Here is a 20,743-nt window from a genome sequence, read left to right on the forward strand (position 1 = left end):
AAAAAACACGCTGAGACGACATTGAACGCTAACCAATACCGCTGGCTTGAATTTACCCTCATATTTGTTTCTTTGCCGCTATTAGGCTTCTTTCTTCGTGCCTACCTCGCTAACTGGCTTATTCCTGCCCTTATTATTTTAATGGCCGTGTGCGGCATGTTGCTTTTATCTGATCCCCATTTTAAACGCTTTCGTTTAACAAGCCTTGGGCAATTTAGTGCGGTAAAACGTCGCTTATTTAGTTTCTTCTTTTTAGGGGCGCTATTCTCTGGAATGTTTTACGGGATCATGAATCAAGAAAACTGGTTTTCACTGCCACGAAACTCGTTTAACGATTGGCTAATGTTGTTATTGCTCTACCCTATTTTATCGGTGATGCCGCAAGAGCTGATTTTTAGAACCTACTTTTTCCATCGCTACAAACGCATTATGCCAAGTAAAACGGTGCGTATTATTGTCAGCGCATCAGTGTTTGCATTGGCGCATATTGTCTATGCGAATGTATTGGCCGTACTGTTGGCTTTTTTAGGGGGGCTGCTGTTTTCTTATACTTACGCGCAAAGCCGCTCAACCTTCGTATGTGTGATTGAACACAGCTTATGGGGACTTTGGATGTTTACCCTTGGCTTGGGTGATGTGCTCGATGCGGGGGCCTTTTAATTTAATAGGCATAAAAAAGCCGCGCAAAGTGCGCGGCTAAGTATTGAACTGGTCTTTAAAATCCGAAAATACTAAATGCAAAAAACTTAGTCGCCACCGTATTTACAAAGATTAGTAATAAAATGGCAGGGATAAACGTTGATAGTGAGAAGTTCACATACTTCTCTGTGAAGCTGCCAATATAGCCTTCACAGCCTTGGCTTAACTCTGCCGACAAGTTTGCTTTTTTCCAACGATACATAACGAATAAACACACCATTAAACCGTTAAGCGGTAAAATTGTGTCGTAAAACACATCATAAACAATATCAAATAAGCTCTTATCTGCACCGCCATAGCTAACAAACTTTGTAAGCGAGTCAACCATACCAAATGACATTGTACACAGCACAGTTAAAACACCTGTAGATAAAGTTAAGATAGCCAGTGCTTTTTTACGGCTAATACCTTTGCGGTCGCTTAAAGTCGCTGTTGGCACCTCTACAATTGATACAAGTGACGTAATTGCAGCAAAAAAGACAAGTAAGAAGAATACAAACGCAACAATTGATGCACCCACGTAGCCAATATCAGCTTGTAACGCTAATAAAATTTTTGGTAGGTAAACAAAAATCATCGATACTGACGAATCTGATAAATTACTAGGGTCAGTATCTGGGTTAAAACTGAAAATAGCTGGAAGCACCATTAGACCAGCAATAAATGCCACCATCGAGTCAGTAACTGCAACCATTTTTGCACTACCAACAATGTCATCTTTCTTAGAAATATACGATGCATAGGTCATTAAGATACCCATACCCAGTGACAACGAGAAAAACGCTTGAGCTAATGCACCATTTAATACGCTGGCATCCATTTTTGAAAAGTCAGGAACAACATAGTACTTAACACCGGCCATTGCGTTATCAAGAGTTAGTACGTATACAACCAACGCGGTGAGTAGTACAAATAAAGCTGGCATCATAAACTTAGCCGCTTTTTCAATACCTTCTTTAACACCGCCCACTAAAATCAAGTTAACGATGATGGCAACCACGGCCATATAACCAAACACGGTGTAGCTATTGATAAAGGTGCCAAAATTATCCGGCTGCGCCAAGGCATCTAGATTACCAAAAGCGGTTTGCGATAAATAACCGAAAATCCATACCGTGATCACCATGTAAAAAACAGCAATCATAAATGGCGTTAATACAGCTAAAAAGCCAGCAAAGTTCCATTTTGGATCATTACCCGCTAAAAATTTGTATGAACCTAGTGGATCTTTTTGCGCTTTACGACCCATGGCCATTTCAGCCATCATCACTGGCAAACAGATAAAAATGACAAACAATGCATAGACTAAAAGGAAAGCACCACCGCCGTTTTTTGTGGCTGAAACAGGAAAACCTACTAAGTTTCCGATACCTACAGCAGAACCGGCTGCCGCTAAAATAAAACCGAGGCGGGAGCTAAAATGCTCGCGTTTTTCGCTCATTTAAAAACCTTATTATTATTTTCTCAACCCAGCGACTCTACCAGTGTTACACCGCGTATTTCAAGCTTTATAAGTTAAAGTTATATGGGTTTGTGTAAAGATTATTACGCGAATAATCTCTCGTCTATTGCTAAGAATATGCTACTATTTTTTAAAAATAACATTGAGAACACACCATGCTGTATATGATTTATTCAACTGATGTTGAAAATAGTTTAGAAGCTCGCAAATCTGCACGTCCTGCTCACTTAGCACGCCTTCAAGAATTAGACGATCAAAACCGTTTATTTACGGCAGGCCCATTGCCAGCCATTGACAGTGAAGATCCGGCTGACGCTGGTTTTACTGGTTCATTAGTGGTTGCTGAGTTTGAGTCATTAGAAGCAGCACGTGAATGGGCAGCAAACGATCCGTATATTGCGGCGGGTGTTTACGACAACTCAGTGGTAAAACCATTTAAGAAAGTATTTGGTTAACCTCTGAACTTAACTGAACCAATAATTCAGTGTTTGTTCACGGCTTATTAACTAAGATTTGGCTATTGAATTACAGAATTTAACGTAATTACTTGAATTTTAGTTAATTGGTTAATTAAACTAAATGGGTCTGGTTTAGGAGTTCCCCGTCATGCGCATATTATTAGCCTTCAGTTTTAGTCTTTTATTTGCATTATCAAGCTTTCATGCTGATGCCAATAAGAAACAAGCCCAAGAGGTGACTAAAAAGCAGGCTGTGACGATCGCCAAAAAGTCTGAAGACGGCCGAACCCTAAAAATCACAGAGCAAGATAAAGTATTTACCGTAAGAATTTTAAAAACGAACGGCCACGTGGTTGATGTCCATGTGAACAAAAAGACTGGCGAAGTGAAAAAGGATTAAGAATGCGAATTTTAGTTATTGAAGATGATTTACACTTAGCAGATAACCTTCGTAATGCCCTAGAAAAAGAGCGTTACAGCGTTGACCTTTGTCACGATGGTGAAGCTGGTTTATTCCATATTACCGAATACCCGCTAGATATGGCGGTAGTCGATTTAGGCTTACCTAAAGTTGATGGTATTGAACTAATTACCAAAGCACGCGCACAAGGTATTACCATTCCTATTTTGATTTTAACGGCACGTGACCGTTGGCAAGATAAAGTAGAAGGCTTAGATGCAGGTGCAGATGACTACCTAACTAAACCTTTCCACGTTGAAGAGCTAATTGCCCGCTGTAATGCGCTTATCCGCCGTAGCGCCGGTAAAGCAAACCCAGAAATGACAGCTGGCCCTATTAAAATTCATACTCGCTCACAGCAAGTATGGGTTAACGATAAAGAACTTAGCTTAACGGCATACGAATACAAAGTTTTAGAATACCTAATGGTTAATCCACAAAAGGTAATTTCTAAATCTGAACTAACTGAGCACATTTACGACCAAGACTTTGACCTTGATTCAAACGTAATCGAAGTTTTCGTATTGCGTTTACGTAAGAAGCTTGACCCTGATGGTACCCTTAACCCTGTTGAAACATTACGCGGCCGTGGTTATAGGCTAAAAAGTCAGTGGTAGCATCGCAAATACCGCTTAAAGTAAGGCAAGGATTTATCCTTGTCTTTGTTTTATTAGTCGCCCTACCAATTCTGTTTTTCTCAATTGGTAAGGCTTACTACGCCTCTTTGGTCGAAGCGACCGAAAAAACCCTCGAAGCTCACTTATATTCATTAATTTCTGAAGTTGATTTCACTGAACGTGGCATTGTTATGCCAAGCACCATCTTAACGCCAGAGCTAAATCGATTAAACTCAGATACCTACGCGATGGTTTATCGCGGTGACTTACCAGTTTGGTATTCTGAATCGGCTACTAATATCAACTTTATTCCTGATAACTTTGAAGCCCCAGCTGGCTCTGCGGATTTTCGTCGGGTTGAATACAACAATACCGTATATTGGCAATTAACCCTTACCGTTATTTTAGAAAACATTGATCAATCTGAGCATGCACGTTTTATCCTATTAAAGCGTAATGATGCCCTACTGAGGTTGATGGATGGCTTTAAGCAGACACTCGTAAATTGGATGTATGTCATGGGAGTGTCCATTGCTGCACTCATGGCGATTGGTTTTGTTTGGAGTGCAAGACCACTGCAACGACTCGATAAAGAAATTAAAGCCATTGAGTCGGGTGATAACCAACAAATTAAAGGTCTTTACCCGGTTGAACTACAAACTATTAAAGCCGATTTAAACTTATTGCTTGAATCGCAGCAACGCCAAAAAGAGCGTTACCGTGCTTCGTTGAGCGACCTTGCTCATGCATTAAAAACGCCTTTGGCAGTGCTTAAATCAAGCCCTTTAGCCAATGATGCGGATGCACAAGAGCAGCTAGACCGAATTAATGTGATGATCGAACACCAGTTAAAGCGCGCTGCAACAGGTGCGTCTGACACATGGAAGAAACAAACTCATATCAAGCCTGTTATTGACTCAATTATAAGCGCGATGAGCAAGGTTTATCGCGACAAAGATATTATATTTACATCAGAGGTTAGTGAAAAAGACTATTTCTTGGGTGATAAAACAGATTTGATGGAACTACTTGGTAATTTAATCGATAATGCCTGTAAAGCTTGCCGTTCACAGGTCGATATAAAGGTTAAGCAGAACAAAAAGTTAACCCTCAGTATAAGTGATGATGGCCCAGGTGTCCCTGAGCACAAGCGTGAATCATTACTGACTCGCGGTACCAGACTCGATACCTATGAAAGTGGCCACGGTGTCGGCATGGCTATCGTGTCGGATTTAGTCAACTCGTATAATGGCACCTTAACCATTAAAGATGCAGAGAAACTAGCCGGTGCTGAGTTTATATTAGAGTTTAATTACCATGATAAAAAATAAAACATCAACACTCGTTAAGGGCAGCTTTCTAGCTTTAATTGCGAGTGCATCGCATGCTCAAGCAGAGCAAACGTGTGAGCTTGCTAGCAACAATACCGATGACACCAAACGCTATATTCAATGTCTTGATCAAGTTATCGCCGATCTGCAGCGTGACCAAAAGATGTGGATTAATAAGCTCACTATGGATCTTGAGAAAATCAAAGAGGATAGCGGTAACAGCCAATTGCTACCGATTTTTAATCGCAGCATCAAGAACCAAGAGCGTTATTTAGAAGACAGCTGTCGTTGGCGTTATCTACAAAAAATGCCAAATAGTACGAAAGCCGCTATTGCCTACAAGCAATGTGAAATTGAGATCCTAAAAAACCATGTGCAGGTTTTACAGCGACCTCTAAAGTAATAGCAACTCACAGATTTTCATGGACAAAAAGGCGCTTAAGCGCCTTTTTATACCAATTCGCTTAATTAAGTGGTCTATTTTGAGGCAAGAAAACCTCGTTGATAGCAAGGCAAAAATTTCGTTATTTAGTTGTTCTAAATAAGAAATTTTTAACGCAGATAGCGACAGGTTTAATCCCTCAAAATGATTAAGTATTAATGCGGATTGGTATTACTCTTCAAGTTTTAGCTCTTCGCCATTGCCAAGCAAGGTAGCTAACCATCGCCCTTCTTGACTAGTCTCTAAGGCTATTTTAACTATCATGGTTAATGGGACTGACAACAACATGCCCACGGTCCCCATCAGCCAGCCCCAGAATATTAACGATAAAAACACCACCAGCGTCGATAAACCCAACCCTTTACCCATAAAGCGCGGTTCAACAATGTTACCCATGACGGTGTTAATAACCAAATATCCGCCAGCAATAAACCCTGCAACCAGTGGGCCTTGAGTTATCAAAGCAAGTAACACAGGAGGCACGGCAGCAATGATAGAGCCTATGTTTGGAATGTAATTAAGCATGAACGCCACTACACCCCAAAGTACAAAGTAATCAACATCAAGTGCCCACAGCATAAAGCCTGCAAGCATACCTGTGCCTAAGCTAACCAGCGTTTTAATAGCCAGGTAAGAATTAATTGAATCTAAAAAGCGATCAACCTGCTGCATTTTCATTTCAGGATCATCAAGTGCTAAATGCACTTTTTTACTCAGCATAGGTCCTTCAAACAACATGAATACCACGGTTAGGATGATCAAAAACAGATTCGCCATCACGCCACCGAGGCCTGTGAGCATGTTGGTTGCAACATCAATCATTTTGCCCGGATCGAATAAAGAAATAATCTGTTCTTTATCAATCAGGATGTTATAACTCGCTGCAACATTAACCACCCAGACAAATTCTTCTTTTAGTTGTGCTTTGTACTCAGGCAGCTTTTCAGAGAAATCGGTCATCGATTGCCCAACCAACCCGGCAAGGCTTATCCCTACACCGACAATCATCAACATCACAAATACAACAGCAATGCCTTTAGGGATACCGTATTTGGCAAAGAAACGAATTAAGGGATTACAAATAATGGCAATAAAGGCTGCCAATACAAATGGGATAACAATCACACTTGCAGCTTTAATACCCGCTAAAACAACGACTAAAGCAGCAAATATCACTAAACTTTTATTTACACCAGTCAGGCTCGACAAAATAAAATCCTTGTTAGTTTTTTTATCAGTGTAAGTGAAATACGTCGCAAAATAAATCACAAAGCTGCTGGCACAATTAATGCTCTTTATACGTGCATAATTTGAACAATTTATGATACATATAACTAAGCGTGCTTTAAAAGGAGCTTTATATGGCACATTTATCCGAACAAGAACTCACTTTTTTCAACCGTTTATTCGATGCAGAACGGACTGATAGCGATCCAACCGATACAAGAATGTCTGTTAGGCTTAATTTGCCTGATAAATTAAATGGTTTACTTACCAATGCCAAACTGACACTACTGGCTGAAGTAGGGATTTATCAGTTGTGGTTTCCGCTTGAATTTACCAAGGACGAGAATGGCCAACTGATCCCTGTACTTAGCGCACCAGAAGTAATAGATACCAAAGGCATTGAGCGCAGCTGGCGTACGCCTGATCTCGAAATACACACAGAACAATTTCAGATACTGTCTTTATCAAGTACGGGCGTGTTACTCAAGCCAAAGCGTCAAACTCCTATTCTCAATAAAGAAATACTGTTGGCATTTAATTTACCGAGTGAAGAACAGGTTATTCTTAGCGTAAAGCCAATAAGAACGACCAGCAAAGGAATTGCCGGAAAAATAGTGAAAGTGTGTCAGGGTGAAGATGCACTTCGTAATTACTTATTTGAGACCCATAAGCACCATCATGCAAAGCTATACGAGCAAGGTAACTTTACTACTGAGCTTATCTAGTTGCAGCAGCTTAACAGCTTAGATAAGCTTGGCGTTTTGCAGCAAGTCACAACAAGGTATTTTATGAGTTACCCTATAGGAACCCCTGGTAAGCCGTGGAACAAAGAAGATAAGAAAGCATGGTTTGAATTACAGTCAGTAAAGCGTAGCTATTTAGATGATGTTGTATCGCAACTAGACTCTTTAACAAGCGATTTCAATATTGAGCAATATGGCGCATTAAGTTACGACAGCGACAAATACCCTCTTTACATTTTAAAGAGCAAACAATGGCAAGCTGATAAACCTGTTGTGCTGGTTACCGGTGGTGTTCATGGTTATGAAACAAGTGGCGTGCATGGTGCTTTAGCGTTTGCTAAGAGAAGTGCCAAAGACTACTTTGCTGATTTTAATATTTTACTGGCTCCGTGTATCAGCCCTTGGGGATATGAAACGATTAACCGCTGGAATCCAAATGCCACGGATCCAAATCGCTCTTTCTATGCAGGTAGCCCCGCTGAAGAGTCTGCAGCAATTATGCAATATTTAGCCGATAACACTATTTCACCTTATGTGCATATTGACCTACATGAAACGACAGACACTGATAATAGTGAGTTTCGCCCTGCTCTAGCTGCTCGTGATGCAACGACCCACGATAACTGGAATATCCCAGATGGCTTTTATCTTGTCGCTGATAGTGAGCGTCCGCATGATGCATTTCAGGCAGCGATTATAAAATCAGTTGGAAAAGTAACCCACATCGCACCAAGTGATGAGAATAACCAATTGATTGGCGTACCACAAACCCAATTCGGTGTAATTAATTACCAAGCGAAAAAGCTTGGTTTATGTATGGGTTTAACTGATGCAGAATTTGTCACAACAACAGAGGTTTACCCTGATAGTCCACAAGCAAATGATGACATTTGTATTGATGCACAAGTAGCCTCAATTACCGGTGCTCTAAATTATATTGTTAACAAATAGTTAGCTATAATTTAAAAAGGGAGTGGATTATTTATTCACTCCAATGCAAAATAATTAGATAGGATTCACATAAAAATAAAATTAATGAAAAAGTTATGTTTTTTGAAATTTGTATACTAAATAACTAGACACATACATAGAATTGTATAAAATTCGCGCTCTTTTTAAGTTCAAAAGGAAGCAAATTGGAATTTAAGAATCACTATGGCAGTGTCAGGATTATTACTGAAGGTCCAATTGTTATTGGGCAGTTTTCTGGCAATATTAACGCTCGTTTAGTCAATGACTTTGCAATCAATTTAAAAAAGCATATTACTGCTTTCGCTGGAAAGCCGTGGGCGTATATTAGTCATTCTACCCATTTACTTGCTACCACCCCTGATGCAGAACGTGGTTTTACTCAATTATTCCGTGCCCTGCAAGGCACTAACTGTATAGCAACCGCTTATATGTTTAGCTCGTCTATTGTGCTTAATCAAATGAAACGCATCATTGCACAAGCACAATCTCCAATTCAAATAATGGACTGTTTATTTGATGATTTAGACAGCGCTAAAGCTTATGTGCTAAAGCAGCTAGAATTTGCAGAAATGGCTTGTTAAAAACAAGCCATTTTCGTTTCTATAGCCGTGATTGAGGTTAATCTCGGTAAAACTTAGTTTCTTTAGTTATTGCGATATCAGCATCTTCTAATGCTTGAATGTGAAAACTAATAGGCGTTACTTTTGACTTTAACTCGTAGCCATCAGCAACCACAGTGACAGGCACACGTTTCATCTGACCTGCTTCAACAGTTATCTTTTCCGGCACCTGTAAACTTGCTTCTGCAATACCAGTGATACCGATTGAATAGCTCAAGCTATGTTGTGTTTTGTTGATAATTGATAAGGTATATGGGTTTTCTACTAAACCTTCAAAATTAACGCGGTACAGGGCATTACGGTCACGAATGACAGAGGCCTCAATAGGTGTTCGCATTGCCATCCACACAACCATGCCCACGACAAACAGCGCCGTTAAACCACCATAGCCAAGCAGTTTTAACCTAAATGGGTTGGTCGTTTTGCCTTCCATTTGTTTTTCTGAGGCGTATTTGATCAGTCCTTTTTGATAGTTGAACTTTTCCATAGTGCTATCACATGCATCGATACATAAGCCACAGTTTATGCATTCATACTGCAAGCCATTACGAATATCGATACCCGCCGGACATACTTCGACACATAGGTTACAGTCTACGCAGTCACCTAAGCCTAATTCTTTAGGGTCGGCTTTACGCTTACGCGCACCACGAGACTCCCCTCGCGCTTGATCATAGGTAACAACTAACGTGTCTTTATCAAACATCACTGATTGAAAACGCGAATATGGGCACGCCACTGTACACATTTTTTCACGTAAGAATCCCGCATTACCATAGGTACAAAACGCGAACAAGAATACCCAAAAGCTGACGATACCAGACATTTCTAGGGTAAATAAGCTCATGTATAGAGACTTAGCGGGGATGAAATAAGCCATAAATGACATAGATGTAATCAATGAGATCACCAGCCAAGCTGCATGCTTAGTAATTTTCTTTTGCCATTTACTCACTGACCATTCAGCTTTATCAAGTTTAATACGCTGATTACGGTTACCTTCAACTTTGTGTTCGACCCAAGTAAACATCAGCATCCAAATTGTTTGAGGGCAAGTGTAACCACACCAAACACGCCCTAACCAATTAGTGACGAAAAACAATGCAAACGCCCCTGTCATAAATAACATAGCTAAGATCATAAAATCTTGTGGTAACAGCGTTAAACCAAACAGGGTAAATTTTTGGCTGGCTACATCGAGTAATACGGCTTGGCGGCCATCATAGGGGATCCACGGAATGGCGATGAACGTCAGCATCAGCACCCAGCCTAAGTAACGGCGGATACGTTGGAAATACCCCTTTTGCTCACGAATATAAATTGGCCCTTCTTGGTTGTAGGGCTTGATGATTAAGTCTTGCTCTTTAATATCAAATTTCATTTTGCTACTTACTTTTGTGTCGGTAATAACCTGACAGAGCAACAATCAGGCCAAGAAAAATTAAAAATAAGTTATTGATATTAAATGATTAAATTTATATTTAAACGCTCAAAAGCACGATATATCGCGAATGATCGCGATATATCACGAACTAACGCTTTATCGCTAGCTTTTTCATTTTTGATCTAAGGGTACTTTCGGGAAGTCCCAGCAAGGTTGCAGCACCATTTTCACCTGATATTTGCCCGTTACAGCGTTTTAGCACCTCACAAATATGCTGCTTTTGAACAGCATCAAGAGAAACCACCTGCTCATTTGATTGCTCGTTACTCAAAGGTGCTGAAAGCTGTAATACAGCTTGCTTAGACAAAATAGCTTCACGCTCAAGGATATTTTGTAGCTCACGAATATTGCCTGGCCAATCATAATTCGCCAGTTTGGTGAGTGTTGCTTTGCTTAGCCCTTTTAACTGTTTACCTAAGCGCTTGTTTAACTGCGTTATAATATTTGCTGCGAGGAGTGGAATATCTTCCTTGCGTTCACGAAGCGCAGGCACTCGAATAGGAAACACATTTAAGCGATAATACAAGTCCATTCGAAAGCTGCCCTGCTCAACCATTTGCCACAAGTTACGATTTGTTGCAGCTAACACTCGGATATCGACTTTTAAAGTTTGACTGCCCCCGACGCGCTCAAACTCTTGCTCTTGTAGTACCCGCAGTAATTTACTTTGCGCCTCTAATGGCAGCTCTGCCACTTCATCTAAAAATAAAGTGCCTTTATCAGCCAGTTCAAAACGCCCTGTTCTGCGTTCATTAGCGCCAGTAAACGCCCCTTTCTCATGACCAAATAACTCAGATTCAATTAAGTTGGCGGAAAACGCCGCGCAGTTTACTTTTATGAAAGGTTGCTCAGCACGATTGCTCAAGCGGTGAAGGTTTCGTGCCACCAGCTCTTTACCCGTGCCGTTTTCACCTAAAATCAAAACCGTACTATTGGTTTGGCTTACCAAGGTAATTTGCTCGAGCATACTTTGAAATGAATGACTTTGCCCAACTAAACCAGAATCTTGCCAATCTTCATTTAACTCTGAAATAAGGTAAGCATTTTCAGCTTGAAGCTGCTCAGATAGGTGCTGAACTTGTACTAAGGCATCACGCAACGCCGCTTCTGTTTGCTGCTGTTTTGATACATCGCGAAAAATCGCGACTGCCCCAATCAAGGCACCATTTTTATAAACTGGCGTTGAAGTATACTCAACAGCAAAATAGCTTCCATCTTTACGCCAGAATACCTCATCGTTTACATGACGGTGTTTGCCATCGAACATGGTGCAATATATTTGGCATTCATCTGCGGGATATGGCGAGCCATCTTTACGAGTATGGTGATGATATTGATGTATTTTTTTACCAAGGAGTTCGTCTGCTTTCCAGCCTGTCATGCGCTCAGCGGCAGGGTTTACAAAAACCGCATTACCCGATAAATCGAAGCCATAAATACCTTCACCTACGGCATTTAGCAGCAATGTGGGGTCGTTTAAAAATTCCTTGATCATAGCCATCACTCAATTCGCGAAATATCACGAGCAATTATGGCAAGGTTAAACATGCTTAACAAGCAATTACAAAAAAAGCGGCTAGAAGCCGCTTTAAAATATCAAATAGTTTTACAGTGTGGGCACTAAAATAATTTCGCCCTGAGATACTTTCATATCTAATGGTAATTTGCTCAATAGTGCAACTTTAGGGTCGTTCATATTTAACTTATAGACAGGATTAACCGCTAAAAAGCCGTTAATCACTTGCATTGCCTGATCATCTAATAAGTTTAAGCTGCCCTTGAAACCCGCGGTGTCGATTGTTGTATCAACCAGTTTTACATTACGTAAAAAGACCGCTTTTTTCTCGCTGTCATAAAATGGGCTACCTTCGATTTGTAGCTTTAAGCGTACTGGATACTTAAGCGCAAACGCTTTGATGACGGCACTAGAATCGGCCCCTAAAACCACCACATCACGTTTATCTGGGCCAACATTGACACTCAGGTCGTTTACCGCAAAATCAACTGGTAAGCCCATCAGCTTAATCTGTTCACTTAGTTTTGGTAATTGATTAGCAAGGGCTGCTTCAATTTCAGAGTTGGTAAACGAGTAAACAGACATCCCTTGATCTGTCGTTTTACATGCCCCTAAAAATAAACAGGTAAGTAGTAATAAAATTCTCATTGTTTTCCTCAAAAACACACGGAAAAAAACCGCTTTAAAAAGCGGTTTTATTCGTTAAATTGCAAATATTGCTTTAAGCCTTGCTAGTGTGTCAGCTGAAACTGAACCCTCACTGACTGCAAGTAATTGCTTTAAGTAATAATAAACATCTGCCTGTTCGCCACGGTGTTTATCATCTAACATCGCAACTTGCTCTGTCATACGTAACTGACTATCAGCCGATTCTACGCCTGCCAGAATTTCGATACGGGTTAACAGCTGCGCAGCGTTTAGCTTAGTTGTTAATGAAGCTTGAAACTGCGAAGGCAGTTCGCTGTTGCTTTCAAGAGCAGCAAATAAAGCCGTTAATTTAGACTGCTCTGCTTGCTTACTAATTAGCGCTGTTTTTGCGCTAATCGCGGTCTCTAACTGAGTCACGCGTGCCGATAATGCTTTTGAGTACTCAAGCTCTGCAAGCTTCACTGTTAAATCTTTAAGCTGTGCAAGGTGCACCACAGTCTCAAGTGCAGACTCAAGCTCACTTAATTGTTCTGCGGCAACTTCGTCATTTTGTTGCTGAACTTGCTTTTGCTGTTCAAACTCGGCACTGCGCTTAGCAAAGGTGTCGTCATTAACTCGTCTGAATTGCTGCCATAAAGTGTTTTCAGCTTTCATTCCAGCAAAGCCAATAGTCTGCCATGTTTGTTGTAGTGCTTTTAGCTCCTGGCACGCAGCAGCTAAATCACCGCTTTGCGATAACTTTGTTGCTTGCTCAACAAGTACAGCTTTTTGCTCAGCATTTGCTTTATGAAATGCAGCAAGTTGACCTTGAACTTGTGATTGCGCAGCTTTAAATTCCGCTTGTAGTTCACGGTATGTTTTAGGATCGACGTTACCTGCAGAACGCCACGCTTTTGCGGTACGGTTGAACTTGCTTTCAAACTGCTTCCAATCAAACTCATCAGAAGAGCTATCAAGCTCTGTTAACTGCTGCATTTGCGAGATTATTTCAACGCGCTGTGCTTTAGCTTGTTCACGTTGTTGCTCTTGCTCTGCGAAATACTCACGACACGGCGCAAACAGTAATTCAATTTGTTGATCGAATAACTCGCCTTGTTGTTTTTCTGCATTAGTATCTAAACGCCCTAACTCATTCCATCGACGACGCAACTGTTTAACTTGCTCTGCGCGTTGTTTAGGGTCAGTACACTCGGTTGCAACAAGTTCATTTACTTCAACGAGTAGCGCATCACGCTTTGGTGCCGATGCGTATTTTTGCCAATCTTTTGCTTCTGCTAGTTGGGCTTCTAAATCAGCTTTAAGGCTATTTAATGGCTGTTTGTAATAGTCTGTAAGTGTTGCGTATAGCTCTTCAAAACCTTTAAACACACCAAAGGCAACATTAAAGCGACCTTGCTCAATTAAGCGTTTTACATCACGGGCTTTACGCTTCGCTGTTTGTTGATTTTTCTCAAACTTATTCGTCAGCGGTGCCATCGCTTGCTGCCAGCTGTTTACTGTTTCAGCTAAATTGGCTTTAAAGCGACCTTGTAAACGACTAGGAATACTTGCCAGCTTTTTGCGTGCTATTTTTTGCTGTTGCTCAAACTGCTGCTTTAACCCGTCAAACTCGCTTTCGTCTTCAGTCGTCGCAACGATATTTAATTGATCAAATGCCTCTTTAAACTCAGCAATAGCACTAACCAGTTGCGGTAACTGCTCAACTTGCTTAAATAAATTTGTTAAATGTTGTTTTACATCACGCACAGTTTGGTTATCAGCTAAGTCCGCCTCTACTAAGGCATCTTTTGCCTCTGCAACTTTTGCCTCTAGCCAATCTTGTTGAATTTGCTCTGGTGTTTCTAAACCTAATTGCAATGCATTTTCAATTTCTTCGCCAATTGCTTCAAGGCTTGCAAGTGCCAATACCTGACGTTGTTGCTCAGCTAACGCTTGCTGCGCTGCTTCATGCTCTTTACTTAAAACTGCAATATGCGATTCAAGCTTTTGCGTAATCGCTGAATATTTCTTATCTAACGTGCTTACTTGCTCATCGCTCAGCCATTTTAGTTCGATAGCTTGCCACTGCTGTAATAACTCAGCATGTTGCATCGACACTAACTGAAAGTCATTTTTATCACGAAGCGCATTAAGCTTTGCTAATACCACACGTGTATCAGCTTCTACTTTGGCAGGCATTTCTATCGCTAAGCGTTCATTGTCAAGATGAGTAGCTAGTTGGGTATGCGCCTCACCTTTTGCATGCTTTAATAATGATTTAGCAAGTTGATGATTAATCACAAGCTCAACAAGTTGCAATTGCAGCTCTTCACGGCCTTCTTTAAAAGCTTTATCAATTAAGCTTGGGTTTGCTAAACGCTTTAATAATTTAACGCGAACTTGAAGTTCTTTTTCAGCAAAGGCGAGTTTTTCAAGAGTTTTTACTGGCGCATAACGCTCAATAAACTCGTTTTTGATATTTGCATCTAATTTGCTATCGGTATTTAAAACCGCTTGGTTGATATGCTGCTCAGCAAGGTCTTTCAGTGCTTGGTCTTGCTTGTATGCTTGCCACCATAAAACAATATCGTTCACTTTGTTTAATGCTTTTTTGCGTATTTCAGCTGAGCTGTCTTCAAGGGCAATGCTATTTAAGATGCTAAGGTCACGCTCTGTATCAAGACGTTCTACCGCAGCTAAACGCACTTGGTTTTTAGGATGCTTCCACTTTGGAGTAAACAGGTGTTTAAAGATCATTTTCACTAAACCTAGCTATTTCATTTTCTGATGCGAATTCTTTTTGCAATTGAGCTTTGCTCTTTTGCACCATTTCACCATTTGCGCCAATGGTAAATTGCTCATTGCTTTGCGAAACTTTAGCTTGATAAAGCATCACGAGTTGAACGGTTTGTTGTTTTTGCTCCTCAGTCAAAGGGGTGCCGTCTGGCCACTTACCCGTAGAGGCACCATACTGAAGACGTTCAAATACTTCTGGGGTGATATTTTTAACGATGTGATCAATATTCATGTTACTTTTTCTTTTTTAAAACAACTAAATAGATGCGGCTTACAAGATACCACACAAAACCTACTGCCATTGCCGATGTATAGGCATACCACTCAAGAGACTTTGCTTCGGGGTGCATAAAGTAATAACAGAAAAAGCCCCCTAAAAATAAAATCAGTGCGAGGAAAGACTGATTCATAAACTTTTGTTGTCTACGAATGCGCGTTTCTTTTTGCATTTGCTGCAATTGCTCATTGCTTAGATCGGTGACTTGGCATTCACAATGCGGGCATTGCTTATGTTTGTCAGATATTGATTTTGCACACTGCGGGCAACTAATAATCGCCATATCTTTCTCCATACTACGCATAAAAAAGGCGCCTTTAGGCGCCCTTTATTGTACTTGTTTTATGAGTCGATGTCTTTTTTGAATTTCATTCATTTATGAAGATTCGAAAACCTGCACAACTAAATTCACCGTAAAAACTCAAAAAAACGATTTATTGTTTCTGTTTCGCCTTTTCAGCTAGACGCTTTTCCCAGAAAGTCGCATTTTTAATGCCTAATTTAACTGGATCAAAAGTGATTTCACCACCGGCTTTCTTCTGATCTTCGTAATCACGTAGACAGTTAAGTGCAGGTTTTGCGACAAAGAAAATAGCCAAAATACCCACAATATTGATCCAGGCCATTAAGCCTACGCCAATGTCACCAATATTCCAGATGTAACCTGAGTTGTTTACCATACCGTAAGCCACCATAAACATGATGACAAACTTCACAACAACCAACGGAATATTGCCTTTGAAATAACGGTTTAAATAAGCAACGTTCGTTTCAGCAATATAGTAATAAGCAAGAATTGTAGTAAATGCGAAGAAGAATAAAGCAATACCAACGAATGCTTCACCAAAGCCACCAAATACGCTAAATAATGCCATTTGTGTAAAAGCAGCAGAGCCTACTTCAGTTGCAGCATCAACGTTTTGCACAATGAATTGACCTGCAGGTAACTCACCCACAATGTTGTATTGTTTAGTGATTAGAATCATTAACGCAGTTGCTGTACAAACAAAAATGGTATCAACATAAACAGAAAATGCTTGCACTAAGCCTTGTTGAGCTGGGTGATCTACCTCGGCAGCTGATGCTGCATGCGGACCCGTACCTTGCCCTGCTTCGTTTGAGTAAATACCACGTTTAACACCCCAACCAATAGCAGCACCAAAGCCTGCTTGCGCGGTGAATGCATCAGATAAGATCATTGAGAAGATACCTGGCACTTTATCTAGGTTTAAGAACACCACGATTAACGCTAACACGATGTAACCTAGCGCCATAAATGGCACCACAATTTGTGTGAAGTTTGCGATACGTTTAATGCCACCAAAGATGATAAATGCAAGCACAATTAAGATGATTGCAAGAGCAACCAACTTAAAGCTACCTACTTCACCAAAGCTGGTGCTAACCAATGTGCCTTCACCAAAAACTTGTGTGAATGCATTACCTACCGCATTCGCTTGAACGCCCGGAAGGAATACACCACAAGCAATAATCGCCGATACTGCAAATAATACGGCTAACCACTTTTGCTGTAAGCAGCGGTCGAAGTAATATGCTGGGCCACCGCGATATTGACCGTCTTCTTCTGATTTATAAATCTGACCAAGTGTTGACTCGGCATACGCAGTACTTGCACCAAGAAACGCAACTATCCACATCCAGAAAATCGCACCCGGACCACCAAAGCCGATTGCTGCAGCAACCCCGGCAATATTACCTACACCTACACGGCCTGATAACGAAACCGCTAGCGCTTGAAACGAAGAAATACCCGTATCTGAATTATTAGAGCTAAGTAATAATTTACACATTTCTTTAAAATGTCTAACTTGTGCGAATCGGGTTAAAACGGAATAAAACAGACCTGCGCCTAGACATAAATAAATGAGTGCATCACTCCAAATTATGTCGTTAACGGCGCTTACTAAAGCTTCCATGGATATCCTCTATGATTATATTTTTTATTGTTAGTTACGATACTCAGCGTGAGCTTGTGAGAATGCGCGACTCGATAACTGTGAGAAATAAAAATGAAATTTTGTTACTTCACAGCTGAATATATTGGATATTAACTTAAACCAACCAAGTTTGTTAACAGTTAATTTTCAATATGATAAATGTACCTACTAAATTAACATTCGATGCATCCTGCTCTGCACCGCTGCTTTTTTAACTTTCATACCAATTTGTTTAATTAAGTATTTTTGCAAATTGGTATCAGATACAATTACGGGCATCAGTTTTGCTGATGCCCGTAAGGGTCGTTATCTTAATTTATCAACCACGTTAACAATAGCCGCTAACGTATCTTGACCAAATTGATACGAGCGACGATCTGACCAGCCATAATCTGGATCTGGTAAATCATCGTTATCTTTAAATGGCATCTCTACCGTGTACGCTAATGCATTAAATTCATGCGCGACAGCAGAAGAACCGACAGTTAAGTTAGCCTGGCCCGGCTCATCTTTTGGGTAACCGTGTTCGTCTTGGAACTCAGGCGTCACAGTTAAAAGCGCAGCTTTAAAGCTATCTTCTAACTCTTTTAAGCGATCATCGTAGCCTGGGATACCTTCACTACCCGCAACAAAGTTATAAGGAATTGCTTCGTCACCATGAATATCTAAGTGCATATCAAGGCCCGTTTCACGCATTTTGTTAAGCACTAAGAAAACTTCAGGGCTATTTTCCATGCTCGGTGTTTGCCATTCACGGTTCAAGTTAACGCCTTTAGCGTTAGTACGTAGGTGACCACGCACACTGCCATCTGGGTTCATATTTGGCACGATGTAGAATACCGCTTTAGATAATAGTGCCGCTGCATGTGGGTCTTCATCATCAAGTAATTTATGAAGTAAACCTTCAACGTACCACTCAGCCATAGTTTCGCCTGGGTGCTGGCGCGCCGTGATCCAGATTTTTTTCTTCTCACTGCTAGGAATACCCACACGTAAAACACTCATGTCACGGCCATCAAGGGTTTCGCCTAATGTTTCTAATTCACAGGCATGTTGGCTTTGTGCCCATGCTAGTAAATCTAAGTGACGGTCATAGCTGTATGGCGCAAAGTAAGCAAAGTACATGCTGCCGCACTCAGGCTCTACTTCAAATGATAGTGTGCCGTTTGCGTACTCAGATGGAACACGGAACCAAGTTTGACGGTCGTATGATGCAACCGCATGGTAACCTTCCCAGCCATCAGGGTATGCTGAGTTCTCTAGATTATTAATGTGTAATTTATGGTTTTGAAACGCAGTTGTTTCAAGACGAAAGTGAAACCACTGGAAAAAATCAGACTGATTGTCTTTATTGATTTCTAATTGAATATTCAGTGGATCAACGGCTTCAATAACCTTGATATTACCACTGTCAAAATTGCTGGTGATTTTCATTCTATAAACCTATTGGTTAAAAATAATTCTTAGCTATTCGCTTGTTAGTTAAGAATTAAGTCAACGCTCTGTAGTTAGAACGTTTTGTTAGTAATATGGTGTAGACCCTTAACAGCCTATCACATGCTGAAAATTTGCAAAAACTTTCACGACTAAAAAAGCCAGCATAATGCTGGCTTCTAGATTCTTTATAACTTAGGTATTAGCGAGGTAAGCTTGGGAAAGTTACTTCAGCCATATCACGCATACAACGTACTACCTGACAGCTATAACCAAACTCATTATCGTACCAAACGTAAAGTACAACACGGTTATCATCTACAATTGTCGCTTGTGAATCAACAACGCCTGCGTAACGGCTACCGACTAAGTCAGTCGATACGATTTCAGTAGACGCTGTGTAATCGATTTGATCACGAAGGTCTGAATGAAGTGCTGTTTCACGTAAGAACGCATTTAGTTCTTCAACAGTTGTACCTTTTTCAAGGTTTAAGTTCAAGATAGCCATTGATACGTTTGGCGTAGGAACACGGATAGCGTTACCAGTTAGTTTACCTTCAAGCTCAGGTAAAGCTTTAGAAACCGCTTTTGCAGCACCTGTTGAAGTGATAACCATGTTAAGTGCAGCAGCACGGCCACGACGCTCAGCTTTGTGGTAGTTATCAATTAAGTTTTGGTCATTGGTGTACGAGTGAACAGTTTCAACGTGACCATTTTTGATACCAAACTTATCGTTAAGCGCTTTTAACGTTGGCGTAATAGCATTGGTCGTACAGCTTGCTGCACAGACAATTTTATCTTCAGGTTTGATATCTTGGTTGTTAACACCGTACACGATGTTCTTGATGTTACCTTTAGCTGGTGCAGTTAATAATACTTTAGCTGCGCCTTTCGCTTCTAAGTGCTGACCAAGGCCTGCTTCGTCTTTCCAAATACCTGTGTTATCAACAATAAGCGCATTCTCAATGCCGTAAGCTGTGTAATCAACTTCGCTTGGTGAGTTAGCATAGATAACTTGGATGTAGCTACCGTTAGCTTTAATTGCATTGCGCTCTTTGTCAATTGTAATTGAGCCATTGAATGGACCGTGGATAGAATCACGACGAAGTAAGCTTGCACGCTTTTCTAGGTCACCATCTTTACCACCACGTACAACGATTGCACGTAAACGTAGGTCTGCATAAGGACCTGACTTCTCGATTAAAAGACGCGCTAATAAACGACCGATACGACCGAAACCGTATAACACAACATCACGTGGTTCTTTACGCTCTGAGTTTGCGATTTCTGCTAATTCGTCAGTTAAGTACTCTTCAACTGAGCGACCTTTAGCAGCATCGTTAAACAAATAACCATACGCTAGTTTACCAATATCGATACGTGCTGAGTTTAAGTCCATTTTGCTAATTGCTTCTAAGAAAGGGAAGCTTTCACGTAAACGTAGTTTTGTACCTTCAAACTGAGCAACTGTTTTGTGTGCTTTGATGATATCGATTGTACTGGCATTAACGAGAGGACGGCCATATACAGCGATTTCGATACCACGATTACGGTAAAGTCTACCAATAATAGGTTGCATACTTTCTGCGTAATCTTGACGTTCTTGCCAGCTGCTTGTGTATTCTAACTCGTGAGATGAGGTCATTTTTTTTACCTAATT

Annotated in this window: 20 protein-coding genes; 9 read left to right on the forward strand and 11 right to left on the reverse strand. The window is 40.7% G+C overall.

The window, feature by feature from the left end; all coding sequences use genetic code 11:
- The first annotated feature begins 21 nt into the window (after positions 1-21).
- Complete coding sequence (locus IRQ78_RS12815) at positions 22-660, forward strand: CPBP family glutamic-type intramembrane protease (RefSeq protein ID WP_054552911.1); 639 nt, start codon at positions 22-24, stop codon at positions 658-660.
- 55 nt (positions 661-715) lie between these two features.
- On the opposite strand, the gene IRQ78_RS12820 is transcribed toward IRQ78_RS12815, so the two are convergent.
- On the reverse strand, positions 716-2,140 hold the full coding sequence (locus IRQ78_RS12820; protein WP_054552910.1) for a sodium-dependent transporter: 1,425 nt from the start codon (positions 2,138-2,140) through the stop codon (positions 716-718).
- 176 nt (positions 2,141-2,316) lie between these two features.
- Here IRQ78_RS12820 and IRQ78_RS12825 point away from each other — a divergent pair, with 176 nt between their 5' ends.
- The 5 genes from IRQ78_RS12825 to IRQ78_RS12845 all read left to right on the forward strand — a co-directional run bounded on the left by IRQ78_RS12825 (position 2,317) and on the right by IRQ78_RS12845 (position 5,430).
- Complete coding sequence (locus IRQ78_RS12825) at positions 2,317-2,616, forward strand: YciI family protein (protein ID WP_054552909.1); 300 nt, start codon at positions 2,317-2,319, stop codon at positions 2,614-2,616.
- Between the two features lie 151 nt (positions 2,617-2,767).
- Positions 2,768-3,019, forward strand: coding sequence for a PepSY domain-containing protein (locus IRQ78_RS12830; protein ID WP_054552908.1), 252 nt, complete (start codon positions 2,768-2,770; stop codon positions 3,017-3,019).
- Positions 3,020-3,021: 2 nt separating this feature from the next.
- Positions 3,022-3,696 (forward strand): response regulator transcription factor, encoded by a 675-nt coding sequence (locus IRQ78_RS12835; RefSeq protein ID WP_054552907.1) that lies wholly within the window; start codon positions 3,022-3,024, stop codon positions 3,694-3,696.
- Positions 3,690-5,027, forward strand: coding sequence for an ATP-binding protein (locus IRQ78_RS12840; RefSeq protein WP_054552906.1), 1,338 nt, complete (start codon positions 3,690-3,692; stop codon positions 5,025-5,027). Before IRQ78_RS12835 ends, IRQ78_RS12840 begins: the two co-directional genes overlap by 7 nt.
- Positions 5,014-5,430 carry a hypothetical protein gene (locus IRQ78_RS12845; protein ID WP_054552905.1) on the forward strand — a complete coding sequence of 139 codons (417 nt, stop codon included), beginning with the start codon at positions 5,014-5,016 and terminating at the stop codon, positions 5,428-5,430. The genes IRQ78_RS12840 and IRQ78_RS12845 overlap by 14 nt, the downstream gene beginning before the upstream one ends.
- Before the next feature lie 210 nt (positions 5,431-5,640).
- Here IRQ78_RS12845 and IRQ78_RS12850 read toward each other — a convergent pair whose 3' ends face one another.
- The gene (locus tag IRQ78_RS12850) at positions 5,641-6,678 is read right to left on the reverse strand and encodes an AI-2E family transporter (RefSeq protein ID WP_054553083.1); all 1,038 of its coding nucleotides are present in this window, start codon (positions 6,676-6,678) and stop codon (positions 5,641-5,643) included.
- Positions 6,679-6,830: 152 nt separating this feature from the next.
- Between IRQ78_RS12850 and IRQ78_RS12855 the strand changes: the two genes are divergently transcribed.
- The 3 genes from IRQ78_RS12855 (at position 6,831) to IRQ78_RS12865 (ending at position 8,992) form a co-directional block, all read left to right on the forward strand.
- Positions 6,831-7,421 carry a hypothetical protein gene (locus IRQ78_RS12855; protein WP_194442428.1) on the forward strand — a complete coding sequence of 197 codons (591 nt, stop codon included), beginning with the start codon at positions 6,831-6,833 and terminating at the stop codon, positions 7,419-7,421.
- Between the two features lie 63 nt (positions 7,422-7,484).
- Complete coding sequence (locus tag IRQ78_RS12860; RefSeq protein WP_194442429.1) at positions 7,485-8,390, forward strand: M14 family metallopeptidase; 906 nt, start codon at positions 7,485-7,487, stop codon at positions 8,388-8,390.
- Between the two features lie 185 nt (positions 8,391-8,575).
- On the forward strand, positions 8,576-8,992 hold the full coding sequence (locus IRQ78_RS12865) for a hypothetical protein (RefSeq protein WP_054552903.1): 417 nt from the start codon (positions 8,576-8,578) through the stop codon (positions 8,990-8,992).
- Between the two features lie 37 nt (positions 8,993-9,029).
- Here IRQ78_RS12865 and ccoG read toward each other — a convergent pair whose 3' ends face one another.
- From ccoG to IRQ78_RS12910, 9 genes are all read right to left on the reverse strand, one after another.
- Positions 9,030-10,412: a cytochrome c oxidase accessory protein CcoG gene (ccoG, locus tag IRQ78_RS12870; RefSeq protein WP_194442430.1), complete on the reverse strand. Its 1,383-nt coding sequence runs from the start codon at positions 10,410-10,412 to the stop codon at positions 9,030-9,032.
- Positions 10,413-10,563: 151 nt separating this feature from the next.
- Positions 10,564-11,970: a sigma-54 interaction domain-containing protein gene (locus tag IRQ78_RS12875; RefSeq protein ID WP_194442431.1), complete on the reverse strand. Its 1,407-nt coding sequence runs from the start codon at positions 11,968-11,970 to the stop codon at positions 10,564-10,566.
- A 111-nt stretch (positions 11,971-12,081) separates the two neighbouring features.
- Positions 12,082-12,639: a DUF1439 domain-containing protein gene (locus tag IRQ78_RS12880; protein WP_166340678.1), complete on the reverse strand. Its 558-nt coding sequence runs from the start codon at positions 12,637-12,639 to the stop codon at positions 12,082-12,084.
- Positions 12,640-12,693: 54 nt separating this feature from the next.
- Entirely contained in the window at positions 12,694-15,375 is a 2,682-nt protein-coding gene (locus IRQ78_RS12885; RefSeq protein WP_194442432.1) for a DUF349 domain-containing protein, read from the reverse strand.
- The gene (locus IRQ78_RS12890) at positions 15,365-15,646 is read right to left on the reverse strand and encodes a YeaC family protein (protein ID WP_054552899.1); all 282 of its coding nucleotides are present in this window, start codon (positions 15,644-15,646) and stop codon (positions 15,365-15,367) included. Before IRQ78_RS12890 ends, IRQ78_RS12885 begins: the two co-directional genes overlap by 11 nt.
- Position 15,647: 1 nt before the next feature.
- Positions 15,648-15,974 (reverse strand): hypothetical protein, encoded by a 327-nt coding sequence (locus IRQ78_RS12895; RefSeq protein WP_054553080.1) that lies wholly within the window; start codon positions 15,972-15,974, stop codon positions 15,648-15,650.
- Positions 15,975-16,125: 151 nt separating this feature from the next.
- A complete protein-coding gene (locus IRQ78_RS12900; protein ID WP_054552898.1) occupies positions 16,126-17,628 on the reverse strand; it encodes an alanine/glycine:cation symporter family protein in 1,503 nt (500 codons plus the stop codon).
- A gap of 327 nt (positions 17,629-17,955) precedes the next feature.
- Positions 17,956-19,083 carry a M14 family metallopeptidase gene (locus tag IRQ78_RS12905; RefSeq protein WP_054552897.1) on the reverse strand — a complete coding sequence of 376 codons (1,128 nt, stop codon included), beginning with the start codon at positions 19,081-19,083 and terminating at the stop codon, positions 17,956-17,958.
- A gap of 202 nt (positions 19,084-19,285) precedes the next feature.
- Positions 19,286-20,728: a glyceraldehyde-3-phosphate dehydrogenase gene (locus IRQ78_RS12910; protein WP_054552896.1), complete on the reverse strand. Its 1,443-nt coding sequence runs from the start codon at positions 20,726-20,728 to the stop codon at positions 19,286-19,288.
- Positions 20,729-20,743 lie beyond the last annotated feature (15 nt).

Origin of the sequence: Pseudoalteromonas simplex, assembly GCF_015278155.1 — a bacterium.
GTDB lineage: Bacteria > Pseudomonadota > Gammaproteobacteria > Enterobacterales > Alteromonadaceae > Pseudoalteromonas > Pseudoalteromonas simplex.